The 17,661-nt window shown below is 59.0% G+C and carries 18 protein-coding genes and 1 pseudogene; 9 read left to right on the top strand and 10 right to left on the bottom strand.

The features are described from left to right. Positions 1–70 precede the first annotated feature (70 nt). Positions 71–580: a DUF1993 family protein gene (locus ACIOWA_RS07375; RefSeq protein ID WP_221730462.1), complete on the bottom strand. Its 510-nt coding sequence runs from the start codon at positions 578–580 to the stop codon at positions 71–73. A gap of 125 nt (positions 581–705) precedes the next feature. Between ACIOWA_RS07375 and ACIOWA_RS07370 the strand changes: the two genes are divergently transcribed. After that, positions 706–1,350 (top strand): YceH family protein, encoded by a 645-nt coding sequence (locus ACIOWA_RS07370; protein WP_401159049.1) that lies wholly within the window; start codon positions 706–708, stop codon positions 1,348–1,350. 67 nt (positions 1,351–1,417) lie between these two features. On the opposite strand, the gene ACIOWA_RS07365 is transcribed toward ACIOWA_RS07370, so the two are convergent. Then, the gene (locus tag ACIOWA_RS07365; RefSeq protein WP_401159047.1) at positions 1,418–2,236 is read right to left on the bottom strand and encodes a shikimate 5-dehydrogenase; all 819 of its coding nucleotides are present in this window, start codon (positions 2,234–2,236) and stop codon (positions 1,418–1,420) included. Between the two features lie 245 nt (positions 2,237–2,481). Between ACIOWA_RS07365 and ACIOWA_RS07360 the strand changes: the two genes are divergently transcribed. From ACIOWA_RS07360 to ACIOWA_RS07350, 3 genes are all read left to right on the top strand, one after another. Continuing rightward, on the top strand, positions 2,482–2,841 hold the full coding sequence (locus ACIOWA_RS07360; protein ID WP_339431953.1) for a hypothetical protein: 360 nt from the start codon (positions 2,482–2,484) through the stop codon (positions 2,839–2,841). A 230-nt stretch (positions 2,842–3,071) separates the two neighbouring features. Then, complete coding sequence (locus tag ACIOWA_RS07355; protein ID WP_221730466.1) at positions 3,072–3,266, top strand: hypothetical protein; 195 nt, start codon at positions 3,072–3,074, stop codon at positions 3,264–3,266. Positions 3,267–3,368: 102 nt separating this feature from the next. Further along, positions 3,369–3,551, top strand: a complete 183-nt coding sequence (locus ACIOWA_RS07350; protein ID WP_339431952.1) for a hypothetical protein — start codon at positions 3,369–3,371, stop codon at positions 3,549–3,551. On the opposite strand, the gene ACIOWA_RS07345 is transcribed toward ACIOWA_RS07350, so the two are convergent. Next, positions 3,548–4,609 (bottom strand): AI-2E family transporter, encoded by a 1,062-nt coding sequence (locus ACIOWA_RS07345; protein WP_339431951.1) that lies wholly within the window; start codon positions 4,607–4,609, stop codon positions 3,548–3,550. The genes ACIOWA_RS07350 and ACIOWA_RS07345 overlap by 4 nt on opposite strands. 201 nt (positions 4,610–4,810) lie before the next feature. Between ACIOWA_RS07345 and yegQ the strand changes: the two genes are divergently transcribed. Next, entirely contained in the window at positions 4,811–6,133 is a 1,323-nt protein-coding gene (gene yegQ, locus ACIOWA_RS07340; protein ID WP_339432016.1) for a tRNA 5-hydroxyuridine modification protein YegQ, read from the top strand. Between the two features lie 19 nt (positions 6,134–6,152). Here yegQ and ACIOWA_RS07335 read toward each other — a convergent pair whose 3' ends face one another. Continuing rightward, entirely contained in the window at positions 6,153–6,866 is a 714-nt protein-coding gene (locus ACIOWA_RS07335; protein ID WP_401159045.1) for a FadR/GntR family transcriptional regulator, read from the bottom strand. Between the two features lie 354 nt (positions 6,867–7,220). Between ACIOWA_RS07335 and ACIOWA_RS07330 the strand changes: the two genes are divergently transcribed. Beyond that, positions 7,221–8,567, top strand: coding sequence for an MFS transporter (locus ACIOWA_RS07330; protein ID WP_401159043.1), 1,347 nt, complete (start codon positions 7,221–7,223; stop codon positions 8,565–8,567). Between the two features lie 24 nt (positions 8,568–8,591). Continuing rightward, the gene (gene gudD, locus ACIOWA_RS07325) at positions 8,592–9,935 is read left to right on the top strand and encodes a glucarate dehydratase (protein ID WP_401159041.1); all 1,344 of its coding nucleotides are present in this window, start codon (positions 8,592–8,594) and stop codon (positions 9,933–9,935) included. 51 nt (positions 9,936–9,986) lie between these two features. Here the strand turns inward: gudD and ACIOWA_RS07320 are convergent, their stop codons facing one another. After that, the gene (locus tag ACIOWA_RS07320) at positions 9,987–10,865 is read right to left on the bottom strand and encodes a LysR family transcriptional regulator (protein WP_401159039.1); all 879 of its coding nucleotides are present in this window, start codon (positions 10,863–10,865) and stop codon (positions 9,987–9,989) included. Between the two features lie 159 nt (positions 10,866–11,024). Here ACIOWA_RS07320 and ampC point away from each other — a divergent pair, with 159 nt between their 5' ends. Then, positions 11,025–12,191, top strand: a complete 1,167-nt coding sequence (gene ampC / locus ACIOWA_RS07315; RefSeq protein WP_401159037.1) for a class C beta-lactamase — start codon at positions 11,025–11,027, stop codon at positions 12,189–12,191. Between the two features lie 117 nt (positions 12,192–12,308). Here ampC and ACIOWA_RS07310 read toward each other — a convergent pair whose 3' ends face one another. From ACIOWA_RS07310 to ACIOWA_RS07290, 5 genes and pseudogenes are all read right to left on the bottom strand, one after another. Further along, positions 12,309–12,896, bottom strand: coding sequence for a DUF4174 domain-containing protein (locus ACIOWA_RS07310; protein ID WP_401159035.1), 588 nt, complete (start codon positions 12,894–12,896; stop codon positions 12,309–12,311). A gap of 244 nt (positions 12,897–13,140) precedes the next feature. Next, on the bottom strand, positions 13,141–13,467 hold the full coding sequence (locus ACIOWA_RS07305; RefSeq protein ID WP_339431944.1) for a hypothetical protein: 327 nt from the start codon (positions 13,465–13,467) through the stop codon (positions 13,141–13,143). Positions 13,468–13,475: 8 nt separating this feature from the next. Next, positions 13,476–14,261 (bottom strand): sulfite exporter TauE/SafE family protein, encoded by a 786-nt coding sequence (locus ACIOWA_RS07300; RefSeq protein WP_339431943.1) that lies wholly within the window; start codon positions 14,259–14,261, stop codon positions 13,476–13,478. Positions 14,262–14,396: 135 nt separating this feature from the next. Then, positions 14,397–15,396 (bottom strand): annotated as a pseudogene (locus ACIOWA_RS07295) (MFS transporter). A gap of 80 nt (positions 15,397–15,476) precedes the next feature. After that, positions 15,477–16,226, bottom strand: a complete 750-nt coding sequence (locus ACIOWA_RS07290; RefSeq protein ID WP_339431941.1) for a hypothetical protein — start codon at positions 16,224–16,226, stop codon at positions 15,477–15,479. Between the two features lie 244 nt (positions 16,227–16,470). On the opposite strand from ACIOWA_RS07290, the gene ACIOWA_RS07285 reads away from it, so the two are divergent. Continuing rightward, the gene (locus tag ACIOWA_RS07285) at positions 16,471–17,619 is read left to right on the top strand and encodes an aldose epimerase family protein (protein ID WP_401159032.1); all 1,149 of its coding nucleotides are present in this window, start codon (positions 16,471–16,473) and stop codon (positions 17,617–17,619) included. Positions 17,620–17,661 lie beyond the last annotated feature (42 nt).

Here is a 17,661-nt window from a genome sequence, read left to right as displayed (position 1 = left end):
CCGCTTCCATAAGAGAAATGAAAAGCCCGCCAAGGCGTAAACCTTGGCGGGCTTTTTGTTGCCGGGTGGTTTAGAACGCGCCCATGTAATCGCGTTTACCCACTTCAACACCGTTGTGACGCAGCAAGGCGTAGGTGGTGGTGACATGGAAGAAGAACTGCGGCAGACCGTAGGTCAGCAGATAAGCCTGGCCGCTGAAGCGCTTCTCTTTCGGTGTGCCCGGACGGGTGACGATTTCAATGCCTTCCTGGCCATTGATCTGCTCAGGCTTGATCTCGCCGATAAATGCCAGAACCTTGGCGATCAAGGCTTGCAGCTCAGCGAAGGTGGTTTCGCTGTCGTCGTATTTCGGAATCTCGACTTCGGCCAGACGCGACGAAACGCCTTTGGCGAAATCAACCGCGATCTGCACCTGACGCACCAGCGGGAACATGTCCGGGTACAGACGAGCCTGCAGAAAGGCGTTCGGGTCGATGTTTTTCTCGGTGGCGTGGGCTTCAGCCTTTTTCAGGACATCGCTCAGGGCGTTGAGCATTTGTTGAAAAACCGGGACGGATGCGGCGTACAGGGAAATGGTCATGGCAATCTCATGTGGTGGCTGGGTGGAACGTGGAGGCGATTATAGCCATGCTTGATGACCACACGGCTTGCCTTTTGTTTGGCAAGGATTAGGCTAGGCGCCTTCGACTGCAGAGGGAACGCGCGATGTCCACAGAACCAGAATCCAGCTTCGACGAACCACGGCTCAACGCCACGGAAATCCGCATCCTGGGATCATTGATCGAAAAACAGGCTACCAGTCCGGAAACCTATCCGCTGACCCTCAATGCGCTGGTGACCGCGTGTAATCAGAAAACCAGTCGCGAACCGGTGATGAACCTGACCCAGGGCCAGGTGGGCCAGAGCCTGCGTGCACTGGAAGGTCGCGGCTTCGCCAAACTGGTCATGGGCAGCCGCGCCGACCGCTGGGAGCACAAGGTCGACAAAGCGCTGGAGTTGGTGCCGGCGCAGGTGGCGCTGACCGGGCTGATGTTTCTGCGCGGCCCGCAGACCGTTAACGAACTGCTGACACGCAGTGGGCGCATGCATGATTTCGAAGATGCCGAGCAAGTGGTGCATCAGCTTGAGCGCTTGATCGCTCGCGGGCTGGCGGTGTTGATTGCGCGCCAGGCTGGGCAGCGCGAAGACCGCTATAGCCATGCGCTGGGCGATCCGGCGGATATCGAGGCGATTCTGGCGGCGCGGCAAAATCCCGGGGAGCGCGCCAGCGGCGGGGTTTCGATCGAACGGATCGAAGAGCTTGAGGCGCGGATTGCGGCACTGGAAGAGCGCCTGGCCCGCCTCGAATAAACACCATCCCCCTTTGGGAGCGGGCTTGCTCGTGAAGAAGCCCGCTGAACCAACACAGACTTAAGGATCAGCTACGGGCGAATGCCACCGCCGCCTGAAACTGCTCTTCGGTCGGCCGCACCCCGGTGTACAACACAAACTGCTCCAGCGCCTGGATCGCTATCACTTCCAGCCCGGTAATGACCCGCTTCCCTTGCGCGCGGCCGCGCATGATCAGCGGCGTTTGCGAAGGAATGGCCACCACATCAAACACCGTGTCGGCCGCCTTGATCACCTCAGGCTCAAACGCCAGTTGCCCCGCCTCAGGGCCGCCATCCATGCCGACCGGCGTCACGTTGATCAGCATCTGCGCACGCTCATCCCCCAGTTCAGCCTGCCAGCGATAACCCAGCGAGTATGCCAGCGCACGTCCGGCACGCTCATTGCGCGCCACGATCAAGCCGTTTTTATAACCACCGTCGCGCAAGGCACTGGCCACTGCCTTGGCCATACCGCCGCTGCCGCGCAGGGCGAAAGTCGAATCCTTGGGCACCGCGTGGGTTTCCAGCAACTGCGCGATGGCGATGTAATCGGTGTTGTAGGCCTTGAGATGGCCATTAGTGTTGACGACAGTATTGATCGACTGAATCGCTTGCGCCGAGGCATCCAGCTCATCGACCAACTCGATGCAGGCTTCCTTGAACGGCATCGATACGCCACAGCCACGAATGCCCAAGGCGCGAATCCCGCCGACAGCGCCGGCCAGGTCCTGGCTGCTGAACGCCTTGTAGTAGAAGTTCAGGCCCAGTTGCTCATACAAATGATTATGAAACCGCAGACCGAAATTGCCTGGGCGTCCGGACAGGGACATGCACAGCTGGGTGTCTTTGTTCGGGTTCATCTGCATGAAACTTCTCCTTCAAACGCACTTTCGGATGGACGGGATTAGCCATTCCATCGGGTTCTGAATGATCATATCGCTTGCCTGCACCGGGCCTGGATGAGCCGGTAAAGAGTTCGGTACAGACCTTACACAAAATTTACCCAACGGCTGTGCTGATTTTAAAAATTTCGCTGTCTTAGATGTATCCCCGCGACATCCATGGACCTATTGCAGGCCAGGGAGCCGGGTTGAAGAACCGAGGAATTATCATGATTCGTAAACTCTCCATTGTGGCCTTACTGATCGGTGCACTCGCTGTAACAGGCCAGGCAGAAGCCGGTCATGGCCATGGCTGGCAAGGCCCGGCGGTGTTTGGCGCGATCGTCGGCTCGGCCATCATCGGTTCGGCGCTGATCAACCAGGACCGGCCGGTGTACGTGCAGCAACAGCCGGTTTACGTTCAACCCCAACCGGTCTATGTGCAACAGCCGCCTCCACCGGTCTACTACCAGCCAGCGCCGGTTTATGTGCAGCAACCGGTTTACGTCCAGCCGGCCCCCGTTTATTACGGCCCGCCACGCGGCTACTACGGTCGGCCCCATGGCTACTACGGCGGCCCACGCTGGTAATCGATACACAGAGCCCTGCTTTTATAGCGGGGCTTTTTTATGACCGTCGGTCGCCCGCGTCTGAAAAAATCTCGCCAAGGTCGCTGTGAGGACAGCTTCAACAGCTAAAGTCGGCATGATTGACTTGACCGTCATGGGCGCCCCCATAAAACGGTCATCTTTTTGTCATGACGGAACCGCAATCTGAATCCGTCCGTAAACAACAGGTTGATAACAACAAGGACGATTGTATGCCTACACAAAACCCGCACCGCGTCGTCGGCCTGTGCACCTCAAGCAAGGTGTACAGCGCGCTGACCGAACTCAAGCACCTGGAAGGCCACCGCTGCGCCAAGTTTCTTTCGCTGCTGGCCGAGAACCTTGTGCACAAGGGGCTGCTCAATGAGCGCGAAGTGGTGCACATGCTCGACCAGGTTGTCGACTGAAGCAGCCCTCACTGTTATCAATGTCCACTATCAAAAGCGTTGATTGTCCCTGAGAACCACGAATGCCTAAGGTGGCCCCATCGTTTGATGGAGGTTTCAGTCATGGCTCAGGTTCAAATCATGTCGGTCATCGGCAGCGCCGTTCCCGCACCACTCAGAGAGTCGGGCTTGCTCGCCTGTTGGTATCTGGTGCGCGACGGCGAGCCGATCAGCGGCCCACTGACATCCTTGCCAGCGGCGCAGGCCTTGTCGCAACAGATCGCCAGCAACCCGTTTCAAGCCTAGGGTAGCTGCACCTTGGGCTTGGTCTCGACGAACAGCGCCCAGCTCGACATGAACAGCGCTGCAATCAACGGCCCGATCACAAACCCGTTCAGACCGAAAACTGCCAGACCGCCCAGCGTCGAAATCAGGATCAAGTAGTCCGGCATGCGAGTGTCCTTGCCCACCAGGACCGGCCGCAGCACGTTGTCGACCAGACCGATCACAAACACCCCGAATAACCCCAGCACCACGCCCTGCCAGATCATCCCGCTGAGCAAGAAATAAACCGCCACCGGCGCCCAGACAATCCCCGCTCCCACCGCCGGCAACAGCGATAGAAACGCCATCAACACCGCCCACAGCAACGCGCTGGGTATGTCGAGAAACCAGAAAATCGCTCCGCCCAACGCACCCTGCGTGATCGCGACGACCAGATTGCCCTTTACCGTGGCCCGCACGACCCGGTTGAACTTCAGTTGCAAACGACGCTTTTGATGCTCTTCCAGCGGAATCGCAATGCGTACCTTGCGCACCAGCTCCGCACCGTCACGCAGAAAGAAAAACAGCAAGTACAGCATGACGAAGAAACTCACCACGAACTCGAACGTGCCCTGGCCAAAACTGAAGGCCTGGGTCGCCAGTACCTGACTGCCCTGCATCGCCGCTTTGACGATTTTTTCGCGCAGGGCATTGAGTTCACCCATACCAAAGCGGTCGAGCAGATGCTGGAAGTATTGCGGCAGGCTGTGTTTGAACTGCGCCAGATAGGCCGCGATGTCCAGCTCGCCGCTTTCGATATTCTTGTAAAGCGTCGCGCCTTCCTGCACCAGCAACACACTGAGGATGATCACCGGCAGAATCGCGATCACCAGACAGATGCTCAACGTACACAGCGAGGTGACATTGCGCTGCCAGCCGAATTTCCCCTGCAACTTGCGTTGCATCGGCGCAAACAGAATGCCCAGGATCACCGCCCAGAACACCGCGCCATAAAACGGCAGCAGAATCCAGATAAAGGCCACCGTGACCAGCACCAACAGCACCGTCAGGGATTTGAATTGAAGACTTTTTACGTTCATGTCCGGTCCATGTCAGTCAGGCGTCATGCACGCCCCAAACCTTAGTCAGCCGGGGCGTGCGCGAGTGCCATCTTTATTCATGGCGCCTCGCTGCGGTGCCTGCGCAGCCTCACAGCTCCAAACGTAGATCCAGATCAATAAACCCCGATTTCATCCGCATTACCCTGCCGCGCTTTTGCGACCGATGCCGCCATGTCCCTGATGCCAGACCTCACCACCCCGGAACTGCTCGCTCCCGCCGGCACCCTGAAAAACATGCGTTACGCCTTCGCCTACGGCGCCGATGCGGTGTATGCCGGCCAACCGCGCTACAGCCTGCGCGTGCGCAACAACGAGTTCGACCACGCCAATCTGGCGCTGGGCATTCGTGAGGCTCAGGCACAGGGCAAGCGCTTCTACGTGGTGGTCAACATCGCGCCGCACAACGCCAAGCTCAAGACCTTTCTCAAGGACCTGGCGCCGGTGATTGAAATGGCACCGGACGCGCTGATCATGTCCGACCCCGGGCTGATCATGCTGGTGCGTCGGCATTTCCCGCAGATGCCGATTCACTTGTCGGTACAGGCCAACACCGTGAACTGGGCGAGCGTTGAGTTCTGGCAACAGCAGGGGCTGAGCCGGATCATCCTCTCGCGGGAATTGTCGCTGGAGGAAATTGGCGAGATTCGCGAGCAAGTGCCCGGCATGGAGCTGGAAGTTTTCGTTCACGGCGCGCTGTGCATGGCTTATTCCGGCCGTTGCCTGCTGTCGGGTTACATGAACAAACGCGACGCCAATCAGGGCACTTGCACCAACGCTTGCCGCTGGAAATATTCGGCGCAAGAGGCCTCCGAGAATCAGCTCGGCGAGATCGTGCAGACCTTCCAGCCCGAACCGACGCTGGGCATTGGCACCCCGACCGATCAAGTGTTCCTGTTGCAGGAAGCCAACCGTCCGGATGAGTTGATGCCCGCTTTCGAAGACGAGCACGGCACTTACATCATGAATGCCAAGGACCTGCGCGCGGTGCAGCACGTCGAGCGCCTGACACGCATGGGCGTGCATTCATTGAAGATCGAAGGCCGAACCAAATCGCACTTCTATTGCGCCCGCACCACCCAGGTATATCGCCGGGCAATTGACGATGCAGTGGCCGGCCGTGAGTTCGATCGCAGCCTGATGACCGATCTGGAGTCACTGGCCCAGCGCGGCTACACCGAAGGTTTCCTGCGCCGGCATGTGCATGACGAATACCAGAATTATCAGAACGGCAGTTCGGTGTCGCAGCGTCAGCAGTTTGTTGGGGAGTTGACCGGCGAGCGGCGTGATCGTCTGGCGCAGGTCAAGGTGAAGAACCGTTTCGCTCTGGGTGATCATCTGGAACTGATGACGCCCAAGGGCAATTTTCATTTTGATCTGCATGAACTGCAAAACCTCAAAGGGCAGGCGATCGAGGTCGCGCCGGGGGATGGGCACACGGTGTATGTGCCGATTCCGGATACGGTGGACTTGCGCTTTGGGTTGTTGATGCGCGATGTGAATTGAGGCCCGCAGCCTGCGCCAATCAACCCTGCGCGCAAAACCGATCCCGGCTATTGGTCAGGTGCAGCCACATCGCGGCACGCGCAGCGTCCGCATCCTGACGCTTGATCGCGTTCAGAATGGCCTCGTGCTCCAGATTCGCCAACTGCCCGAGTTTGCTCAGATCCGCCGCCCCACGCTCGGCCGCATTCAGTCGATAACGCGGAATCATCGCGCTGCCCAAGTGCTGCATGATCTCACTGAAGCAGACATTGCCAGTGGCCTCGGCGATCAGCAGGTGAAAGCGCCGGTCGGCCTCGACACAACTGTCGTTATTGGCAAGTTGGCGCTGATAGTCATCCAGCGCTTTGCGCATCTGCAGCAACTGCTGCTCGGTACGCCGTTGCGCCGCCAATGCCGCCGCTTGCGATTCCAGCCCCATGCGCAACTCAAGCATGCTGCGCACACCGAGTGCCGTGTCGACATTGAGCCGCAATCCCTGCTCCGGCGCACGCTCGATCACGAACGTACCAATGCCGTGGCGCGTTTCGACCCATCCCGAGGCCTGCAATCTGGAGATCGCCTCGCGCACCACCGTGCGACTCACACCATGTTCCTGAACGATGGCGTTCTCCGATGGCAGCTTGTCGCCGGGCGACATTTGTCCGTGCAGGATGCTCTGGGTGAGCTTCTCCACCAGATCATGGGCCAGGTTGTGCGCACGTTTGCGGGCAGGGGCGTCGAGGTCTTCTTGCATGGTCGGTTCCAGTGAGCGGACGGGCGGATCGTAGCACTGCACAGGCCTATGACGGGATTGATTCTAGCGCTGAAAAACCCACCTACTTGTATGACAACACTCAATATCTATTAATAATCTGCCGGGTTCGCTATCGACTTCACGCAATTTTGATCGCGCCCTCATGAAATCGCCACTGCAAAAAAAGTAACAAAAACAGGGTTAAAATCCAGAAAAGCATAAAAACTCTGTCATCCAGAGCAATAAAATCATCCCTGCCCACTTGTAGGACAAAAAATTGTAGTTGTATGATGTCTATCAACAACGTCGTACCCAGCCCTACCCGCATAAAAATAATCAGTGGGAGCAAACCAAGTGAAAACCTCCGTCTCGGGGATGAGCGAAAACGTCGACTCAACGCTTTCGTCCGCCATCTCGAAAGTCAAACGCCACGTCCTGCCGCTCTTCGTGATCATGTTCATCGTCAATTACATTGACCGGGTGAACATCGGATTTGTCCGCACCCACATGGAGCACGACCTGGGCATTGGTGCAGCCGCTTACGGCTTCGGCGCCGGCCTGTTTTTCATCGGCTATGCGCTGTTCGAAGTCCCCTCTAACATGCTACTGCAGAAAGTCGGCGCGCGAATCTGGCTGACCCGGATCATGCTCACCTGGGGCCTGGTCGCCGCCGGCATGGCATTCATCCAGACCGAAACCCATTTCTACATTTTGCGTTTTTTGCTCGGCGTGGCTGAGGCCGGGTTCTTTCCCGGGGTGATCTACTACTTCACCCGCTGGCTACCGGGTGTCGAACGCGGCAAAGCGATTGCGATCTTCCTCAGCGGTTCGGCGCTCGCCTCGCTGATCTCCGGCCCGCTGTCCGGTCTGCTCCTGCAAATCAACGGGCTGGGCATGCACGGCTGGCAATGGATGTACTTCATTGAGGGGATGTTTTCGGTGTGCCTGTGCGTGTTCGTCTGGTTCTGGCTCGACGCCAAGCCCCATGACGCCAAATGGCTGACCCGCGCCGAGCAGGACGCATTGGTCACCGCCATTGACGACGAACAGAAGGCCCGCGAAGCGGCCACGCCCCTGCGTCCATCGATGGGCACACTGCTCAAGGACCGGCAGATCATTCTGTTCTGCCTGATCTACTTCTTCATTCAACTGACGATCTACGCCGCGACTTTCTGGTTGCCGAGCATCATCAAGAAAATGGGCGAGATGAGCGACCTCCAGGTCGGGCTGTTCAACTCGATTCCGTGGCTGCTGTCGATTGTCGGCATGTATGCCTTCGCGTCCCTCTGCGCCAAGTGGAAGCACCAGCAGGCATGGGTCGCCACGGCACTGTTGATCGCTGCGGCGGGGATGTTCATGTCCACCACCGGCGGGCCGGTCTTCGCCTTCGTCGCGATCTGTTTTGCAGCGCTGGGTTTCAAATCCGCCTCGTCCCTCTTCTGGCCGATTCCCCAGGCCTATCTGGATGCGCGGATTGCCGCGCCGGTGATTGCGCTGATCAATTCAGTGGGCAACCTCGGCGGCTTCGTCGCGCCGACCACGTTCGGCCTGCTGGAACAACACACCGGCTCGATTCAGGGCGGCCTCTATGGGTTGGCCGCGACCTCGATCATCGCCGCGATCATCGTGTTCTTCGCCCGCACCTCAGCGAAACCCGCCAGTGTTGCCGCCGTGGCCGATACCACGCCGAAGCACGCCTGACTTTCTGTTTTCAAGGATAAAACAATGAACGTAAACGACACCGCCAAAGCCCCGGTCATCACTGATATGCAAGTCATCCCGGTGGCCGGCCACGACGGCATGCTGCTCAACCTGAGCGGCGCCCATGGGCCGTTTTTCACCCGCAACATCGTCATTCTCAAAGACAACGCCGGCCACACCGGCGTGGGCGAAGTACCCGGTGGCGAACGCATTCGCCAGACACTGGAAGACGCGCGCAGCCTGGTGATCGGCAGCCCTATCGGTACGTATCAGAAGATCCTCAATCAGGTGCGCCAGACCTTTGCCGACCGCGATGCCGGCGGCCGGGGCCTGCAAACTTTCGACCTGCGCATCACCATCCACGCGGTCACCGGCCTGGAAGCCGCCCTGCTCGACCTGCTCGGCCAACACCTCGACGTACCGGTCGCAGCGCTGCTCGGCGAAGGTCAGCAACGTGAAGAAGTGAAGATGCTCGGCTACCTGTTCTACGTCGGCGATCAGCACGAAACCGACCTTGTCTATCGCAGCGAACCGGACGCCGATAACGACTGGTTCCGTGTGCGTCACGAGAAGGCTATGACTGCTGAATCGGTGGTGCGTCTGGCCGAAGCGGCCCATGCCAGATACGGCTTCAAGGACTTCAAACTCAAGGGCGGTGTGCTCAGCGGTGACGCGGAAATAGAAGCGGTGACAGCGCTGGCCGAGCGCTTCCCCGAGGCACGGATCACCCTTGACCCGAACGGTGCGTGGTCGCTTAAGGAAGCGATCCGTTTGTGCCGCGATCAGCATCACGTTCTGGCCTATGCCGAAGACCCGTGCGGAGCGGAAAATGGCTATTCGGGCCGGGAAGTGATGGCCGAGTTTCGCCGCGCCACCGGGCTTAAAACCGCCACCAACATGATTGCCACCGACTGGCGCGAGATGGGCCATGCGATCCAGTTGCAATCGGTCGACATCCCGTTGGCTGACCCGCATTTCTGGACCATGCAAGGCTCGGTACGCGTGGCGCAGATGTGCCATGAGTGGGGCCTGACCTGGGGCTCGCACTCCAACAATCACTTTGATATTTCGCTGGCCATGTTCACCCATGTGGCGGCGGCAGCACCGGGTGAAATCACCGCCATCGACACCCACTGGATCTGGCAGGACGGCCAGCGCCTGACCAAGGCACCGCTACAGATTGTCGACGGCTGCGTGCAGGTGCCGAAGAAACCCGGGCTGGGTGTGGAACTGGACATGGATCAAGTGGCCAAGGCTCACGAACGCTATAGAGGCATGGGCCTGGGTGCGCGGGATGACAGCGTGGCCATGCAATTCCTGATTCCGGGATGGAAATTCGATAACAAGCGGCCGTGTCTGCTGCGCTGATTTTCAAGCCCGCCTCACGCCAAAGGTGGGAGTGAGCAAGCCCTCGAGGGTTCAGGGCTGACCTGAGAGTTGTAGCAACCAGTCCTTGAACGCCAGCATCGCCGCGGTCTCTGGTCGTGATTGCAATCGCGTCAGCCAATAACTCCCCGTGGTGATCTCGATCGCAAACGGCTGACAAATCGCCTCTGCCGCCAATTGCCGGGCGAACATCAGGGGCGGCGCCAACGCCACCCCACAGCCCTGCAACGCCGCTTCCATCATCGCCAGGGACGAATCGAACACAATGCTCTGCGGCGGCGCCGCCTGAGTCGCCAGACCCGCCGTTTGAAACCATTCCGACCATTCATCCGTTCGGTAGGAACGCAGTAACGTCTGCTGCAAGAGATCCCCCGGCGCATGCAATTGTCGGGCGATTTCCGGCACACACAACACCGACAGCGGCGCATCGAGCAAGCGGGTCGCCTCAATACCGTGCCACGCCCCGGCGCCAAACCGGACTGCGTAATCCAGCCCTTCGGCAGCGACGTCCACGCGATTGTTGTTTGTCGACAGCCGTAAATCTATGAGCGGATGTTTCGCCCGAAAGTCCGCCAGCCTCGGCAACAGCCAGCCCACAGCGAACGTCCCCACCGCGCCGACGGTCAACACTTCGCGATATTGCCCCCCGGCAAGACGTTCCAGAATCTGCGCAATGTGATCGAACGAGGTGCTCAACACCGGCAACAAGGTTTCGCCTTCACTGGTCAGCATCAGCCCACGAGGCAGGCGTTTGAACAGGGTTACATTAAGCTGCGCCTCAAGGCTTTTGACCTGATGACTGACGGCCGCTTGGGTCACGCACAGTTCCACAGCCGCGCGGGTGAAGCTCAAATGACGTGCTGAAGCCTCGAAAGCGCGTAACGCGTTGAGCGGCAATTGCGGTCGAATCATGCCCTACCCCAAATTTTTCTAATGGCTCATGCGAAATTTCGTCGTTTGTCGATTGCCTTCGGTGTGCCTAAATTGGCGGCGCTTATCAGTAGCCCGACGGGAAATCGCCCGCAGTGTAGCGGGATACAACAATCAACACTCACGGAGAGTGGATCATTTATGCGTTCAATCAACTCGACCAAACTCTTTTCCTACAGTACTTTCGGCCTTTTCTTTGGCGCCACGGCCTGCCTGGCCGCGCCGCAAACCGACGAACAACTGCAAGCACTGGTCAAAGGTGCCGTCACGCCCGTCATGCAGCAGCAGAACATCCCCGGTCTGGCCGTTGCCCTCACCATCAACGGCAAAGCGCATTACTTTAACTACGGCGTCGCCGCCAAAGACACCGGGCAGAAGGTCAGCGAAAACACCCTGTTCGAAGTCGGATCGGTGAGCAAAACCTTCACTGCGACACTCGCCGGTTACGCGCAGGCCACGGGCAAACTGGATCTGTCGACCAAGGCCAGCAAGCTTTGGCCGGAGTTGAAAGGCAGCGCTTTCGACAACATCAGCGTGTTGCAACTGGGCACTTACAGCGCTGGCGGGTTGCCGCTGCAATTCCCCACCGATTCGGACTCGGCTGACAAGATGCTCGGCTACTACCAACAGTGGAAACCGGATTATCCGGCGGGCAGCCATCGCCTGTATTCCAATCCAAGCCTTGGGTTGTTCGGCTATCTGACGGCGAAAAGTCTGGGCCAGCCGTTTGATCAGGCCATGAGTGAAACCCTGCTACCGCAACTGGGCCTCAAGCACACCTACACCAAAGTGCCGGCATCCGAAGCCAAGCTCTACGCTCAGGGTTACGACAAGAAAGACCAACCGGTTCGGGTCAGTCCGGGCGCACTGGATTCCGAAGCCTACGGCATCAAAACCAGTGCAGCAGATCTGCTGCGTTACGTAGAGGCCAACCTGAAACCGGCCAGCCTTGAAGCGCCGCTGCAAAAAGCCATCGCCGCGACCCACACCGGTTACTACACCGTCGGCGACATGACCCAAGGCCTGGGCTGGGAACGTTATGCCTACCCGATCAGCCTGGCTCAATTGCAGAACGGCAACTCGACGCCGATGGCGATGGAGGCGCACAAGGCCAAGTGGCTGACCCCGCCACAACCTGAACCGGCCAATGTGCTTTACAACAAAACCGGCGCAACCGGTGGCTTCGGCGCGTACGTGGCGTTTGTGCCGTCGAAGGAGCTGGGCATCGTGATCCTGGCGAACAAGAATTACCCGAATGCGGAACGGGTGAAGATTGCGCATGAGATTTTCAGTGCGCTGACTGAATGATGCAAAACCTGTAGCAAGGGGATAAATCCCCTCGCCACAACGTTTTGTGTAAAAGGCATGCAATAAAAAATGGGCGACCTGCTGAGGTCGCCCATTTTTTTGATTCAGGCCATGCCATCAATCATCCGGCATTTGCGGCGGCTTACTCGGTTTGACTGGCTTGCTTGGCTTGGCACCTTTCGCACCTTTGGCCGGTTCAGGCTCGCTGGCGGCCGGTTCAGGCTCGCTGGCGGCCGGCGCTTGGGCGGCTGCGGCGGCCGCTTCCTTCTCAGCCATTGGCATGGCGTCGATAGTCTCGAAGATCTTCTTCAGGTCCACCGATTTCGCCTCATCCCCCGACGCCGAAAGCTTGGTTTCGCCGTCCTTGCCCACCAGGAACACTTTCGGATAGGCCCCGGCACCCAGCTTCAGCGAGCGCAGCAGCGCCATGGTGTCTTGCTGGCCCATGTCCTTGCCGTCGAGTTGACCTGACATGTTGAGGATGGTGTAAACCTTGATGTTGCGGTCGGCGACGCCTTTTTTGTTGGCAGGGTCCTCAAGCGACTTTTTCAGGCTCACCCATACCGGGTCGACGGTGCTTTTGGCGATCACGATCAGCGGCCGGGCGCGCCCCATGTCTGCGGCAATCGGCGAATCGTTGTCAGCGGCGAACAAGGGGCCGGCAATCGCCAGCAAGAGTGTCAGGGTCAGTGACCTGATGAGCATGCGCATCTCCTTTTGATATCCACGCTCTACTGATTGCGCATCGTGGCGATTGTTCCGGGTGTGTCTGGCAAATATGTTTCGCCTTGTCAGAAGCTTAGGTCAGGACCGGCATTGCGCAACCGCACGGGCGCAATCGTGACGACGATTTGATTACCGTTCAGGCGCGCGTCAGGGTGGCGGTACTGCCCACGAAATGGAGGTCAACCGCATGCAAACCGTCTCCAGGCGGGGCCTTGAACTCCGTTCAGCAGAGCGCTGTGTCGAGAGCGGCCAGCAGTTGCGTCGCATCGACCGGGCAATCGGCAAGTTTGAGCACGCCACGGTCGATATCAATACTCAACGTCACGGAGGGCTGATCACCGGGATATTTGCGCAGGAGCAAGTCGATGCCACTGGCTGTCTCGTCCGCCGTGCCGATCAGATCCCATAAGCTGTCGCTCAGATCCAGCAACACCTGCTGACGCTGCTGATCAACCACAAGCGGCGCATACAGCCAATGACTCATGCGCATTTCGCGGGGTTCGACAGTAATGGCGATGCGGCCATCGCAATGCAGGCTGGTTTCGCTCATATCAAGGATCAAAAAGCCAGTTTGTAACCGATCAGCAACAGCATCGTCGCCAGGCACGGGCGCAAGACTTCATCGGAGATGCGTCCGGTCAGGTGGCTGCCAAGCCAGATGCCCGGCAGCGAACCCACCAGCAAAAAGCCCAGCACGCCCCAATCCATGTTGCCCATGCTCGCGTGGCCTAGGCCTGCGACGAGGGTCAGCGGCACGGCGTGGGCGATTTCGGTGCCGACCAGACGGCGGGTCGGCAGCAGTGGGTAGAGGATAAACAGCGCGACAGTGCCCAGGGCGCCGGCGCCGATCGAGGTCAGGGCGACCATGGTGCCGAGGATCAAACCGGTGATCACGGTCATCACATTCAGCCGCGAGCCGCTCGGGTTGTAGTTGCCGCCGGCACGTTTATGGGCGAAATCCAGCAAGCGCTTCTTGAAGAAAATCGCCAGTGCCGTGGCGAACAACACAAAACCCAAGGCTTGTTTGATGATGGCGTTCATCGCATCCGGCGCGGTGTGCAAGGTGCTGAGGAACCACAAGGTCAACACCACCGCCGGCACGCTGCCCAGGGTCAGCCAACCGGTGATGGCCCAGTCGATGTTCTTGTTCTTTTTGTGAACGAGGACGCCGCTGGATTTGGTGATGGCCGCGTACAGCAGGTCCGTGCCCACCGCCGTCGCCGGGTTGATGCCGAACCACAGCAGAATCGGGGTCATCAAGGAACCGCCGCCGACACCGGTCATGCCGACGATAAAACCCACCACCAACCCGGCGATCACCAGGCCGAAACTTGCCAATTCCATGAAGACGTCCAGAAAAACGACAGGAAAATATGGCCGCAGCATAGCGATTTTTCTTATAACCACCTATATCGATGCGGTCTATCGTTATGCCTTTCAGCTACACCGCTTCCACAGGGTGATGGGGTGATTAAAAGATCAATGCACCCGCCGCCCCGGTTGGAAACTGTGATGGCTGTTGATCCACACCGTGGCCAATGCGATCAGCGAAAGGATCAGCAATGCCCACGGGAACGACATCGCCCCTGCCCGATCCAGCAGCAATCCGCCAAACAATCCGCCACCGGCTATCGCTATGTTCCATGAGGTGGTGAGCATCGCTTGCACCACGTCAACATGATCGCCGGCCGAATCCGCCGCTGCCGTCAGCAACAACGTCGCCGAGCCACCAAACGACAGGCCCCACACGGCCATGCAGGCGTAAATCAGCCACTGCGACGGGGATGCGATGGCCAACACCAGCGCCGTCACGGCAAACACCGCCAGGCTGATCAGCGTCAGCCAGCGCAGCCAGCGATCCACCAGCAGGCCGATGATCCAGATCCCCCCCAGCGAACACAGGCCCAACACCAGCAGCACCAGATCAACCCGCTCGGCCAGGCCGGCCTGCATCAGAAACGGCGAGATGTAGGTGTAGAGAATGTTGTGCCCCAGCATCCATGTCAGCACCACGAACAGCACCGACCGCACCCCCGGCAGGCGCAGGGATTGGAGCAAAGGCAGGCGTTCGGCACTGACCTGCCCCGGACGGTCCGGCACGGCGATGACGATCCACGCCGCCAGCACCAGTGCCAGCGCCGACATGATCCCGAACGAGGCGCGCCAGCCAATCAGATTTCCCAGCCAGGTGCCCGCCGGCGTGCCCAGCGACAAGGCCACCGGCGTGCCGAGCATGGCAATCGCCAACGCCCGCCCCTGTTATCGAGCCCAGCGCATACAGCGTCACCAGTTGCCCGGCGAGCACTTCACTGACGTTCAGCCCGGCGCCGATTTGCGGCAATAACCCAGCCGGCAGGGTTTCGGTGAGGATGGCAATGAAGCCGGTCATGGCGAATGCCAGCAACGCGGCATAAGGCAATTTGTCGGCACGGGCGGTGCGGTCGACGCAGGTGAAGTCGGCGCTTGCGGGGTCGGTCATGACAGGTGCAGCTCCTTTTGAGGCAAACATGGCGAAGGATTGTATACAAATAGCCCGACCTTCACGCGACCCGACACGACTTATTGCACCGGCAAAAAATTCAGGAACAGCAGACTCTGGGCGTAATTCAGGCCGATACGCCGATAGCGCTCGTCGAGCATCTGTGTGAGCAAATCGAGGCGCGCCACGATTTTGCCGAACTCGGTGGCAAAGCTCAGGTTGCTGCCCTCCTCCGAAATTTCGTTGGAGAACAGCAGTGGCTGGCCTTCCTTGTTCTGGCGCTGGGACAGAATCCACGTGGCCTTTTCGATGTTGCGCGCCGCGTTGTGGACGAAGGTCGGGTTGATCGCATCGGTCATGTAGAACTCGACCCGATTGTTGTGCGCGGTGACCAGCATGCTGCCAATGGCATAGATGAACGCGCCGACGCGGTCGCCGAGAAACTCAGGGCTCATCGCATAACTGAGCGCTGCCAGATCTTTTCGGCCACCCAGCACCGGCAACGGTTGTTGCTGCTCAATGGCCAGGCGTACCTGTTTCACGGCGATGTTGATGTTGAGGAAACCGGATTTGCGCAGCTCGTCCGGGTTGCGCAGGTACAGCTTGCCCATCAGGCGATAAAGGCTGTTGAGGTTGTCGCGCATCGCCAAAGTGGCCATGCGGTCGACGCTGGTCTGCAGAAACTCCTGCGGTTGACCGTTGCGAATCTGAGCGATGAAGCCATTGCCGTCCTGATGCGTGCAACCGCTGACTAACAGCGACGACAGACAGGCCAGCAACAGGCACGGGCGACGAAAAAAATGGACGATGGGGTGAAAAGCTCTCGGCATGAGTTCTCGAACAGGCACATTCCTGTGCGGCGGGAGTCACCGCATCCTGGCCATGGATAGAGCCGCTGATTGCGAAAAAGTGCAATACCGGCAGCGTTTCCTGACCTTCGGCGCGACATGGATAACAATTTAGTCCGACTTTATTTTTGCAATAACCGTTTAATCCGCTATAAATTCCCATTCTCAGCATAAATAGCATGACTATTACCGCATTCTGAAAACAACAACAAAAGGAAGGTCAACCATGCTTCAATCCCGTCACCTGCTCTCCGGCCTCGGACTGTCCCTGATGATCGCCACCCTCTCAGCCAACGCGGCGGGCCTCAGCGCCGAACATAAAGCCTTCGGCAAAACCAACGACGGTACACCCGTCGAGCAATACATCCTGCGCAACAGCCATGGCATGCAAGCCACCGTCATCACTTACGGCGCGACCCTGCAATCGCTGTTGGTGGCCGACAAACACGGCAAATTCGACGATGTCGTGCTGGGCTTCGACGATGTGCAGGGCTACCAAAAAGGCACCGCCTACTTCGGCGCGACCATCGGCCGCTTCGGCAATCGCCTGGCCGACGGCGCGTTTGAACTCGACGGCAAGCGCTTTCAAGTGCCGCAAAACGACAAGTCCAATGCCTTGCATGGCGGCCCTCAGGGTTTCGACAAGAAGGTCTGGAAAGCGCAGGAAACCAAAGACAAGGATTCGGTAGGCGTGACCCTCACCTATCTGTCGGCGGACGGTGAAATGGGCTTCCCCGGCAACCTCACCACCGAAGTGACCTATCGCCTGACCGACAGCAACGAACTGCGCATCGACTACAAGGCCAGCACCGACAAACCGACCGTGCTCAACCTGACCAACCACAGCTACTTCAATCTCGCGGGCGCCGGCAATGGCGACATCCTCAAGCAGGTCGCGACGCTGCATGCCAGCCATTACACCCCGGTCACCGCCAAGCTGATCCCGACCGGCGAACTGGCGCCAGTGGCCGGCACGCCGATGGACTTCACCCAGCCCACGGCAATCGGAGCGCACATCAAGGCTGATCACCCGCAACTCAAATTCGCGGAACCCAAACAGGGCGGCTTCGATTTCAACTGGGCGCTGGATACCCAGGGCGACGTGAGCAAAGTCGCTGCTGAGGTCAGTGATGCGCAGTCCGGTCGGCACTTGCAGTTGTTCACCAGCGAACCGGGCGTGCAGTTCTACACCAGCAACTTCCTCGACGGCACGGTCAAAGGCAAAGGTGGCAAGGTCTATCCGCATTGGGGCGCGTTTACCCTGGAGACGCAGCACTACCCGGATTCGCCGAACCAACCGAACTTCCCGAGTACGCGACTGGATCCCGGGCAGGCCTACACGCAGAGCGTGGTATTGAAGTTTTCCGCGAAGTAATCCCCCCTTCTCCTTTCTGGAACCGGACGCAACCGCTGGGCT

The sequence above is a fragment of the Pseudomonas sp. NPDC087614 genome, assembly GCF_044743485.1.
GTDB classification, from domain to species: domain Bacteria; phylum Pseudomonadota; class Gammaproteobacteria; order Pseudomonadales; family Pseudomonadaceae; genus Aquipseudomonas; species Aquipseudomonas baetica_A.
Note: the sequence above shows the minus strand (reverse complement) of the source record. Positions and strands in the feature narration are given on the sequence as shown.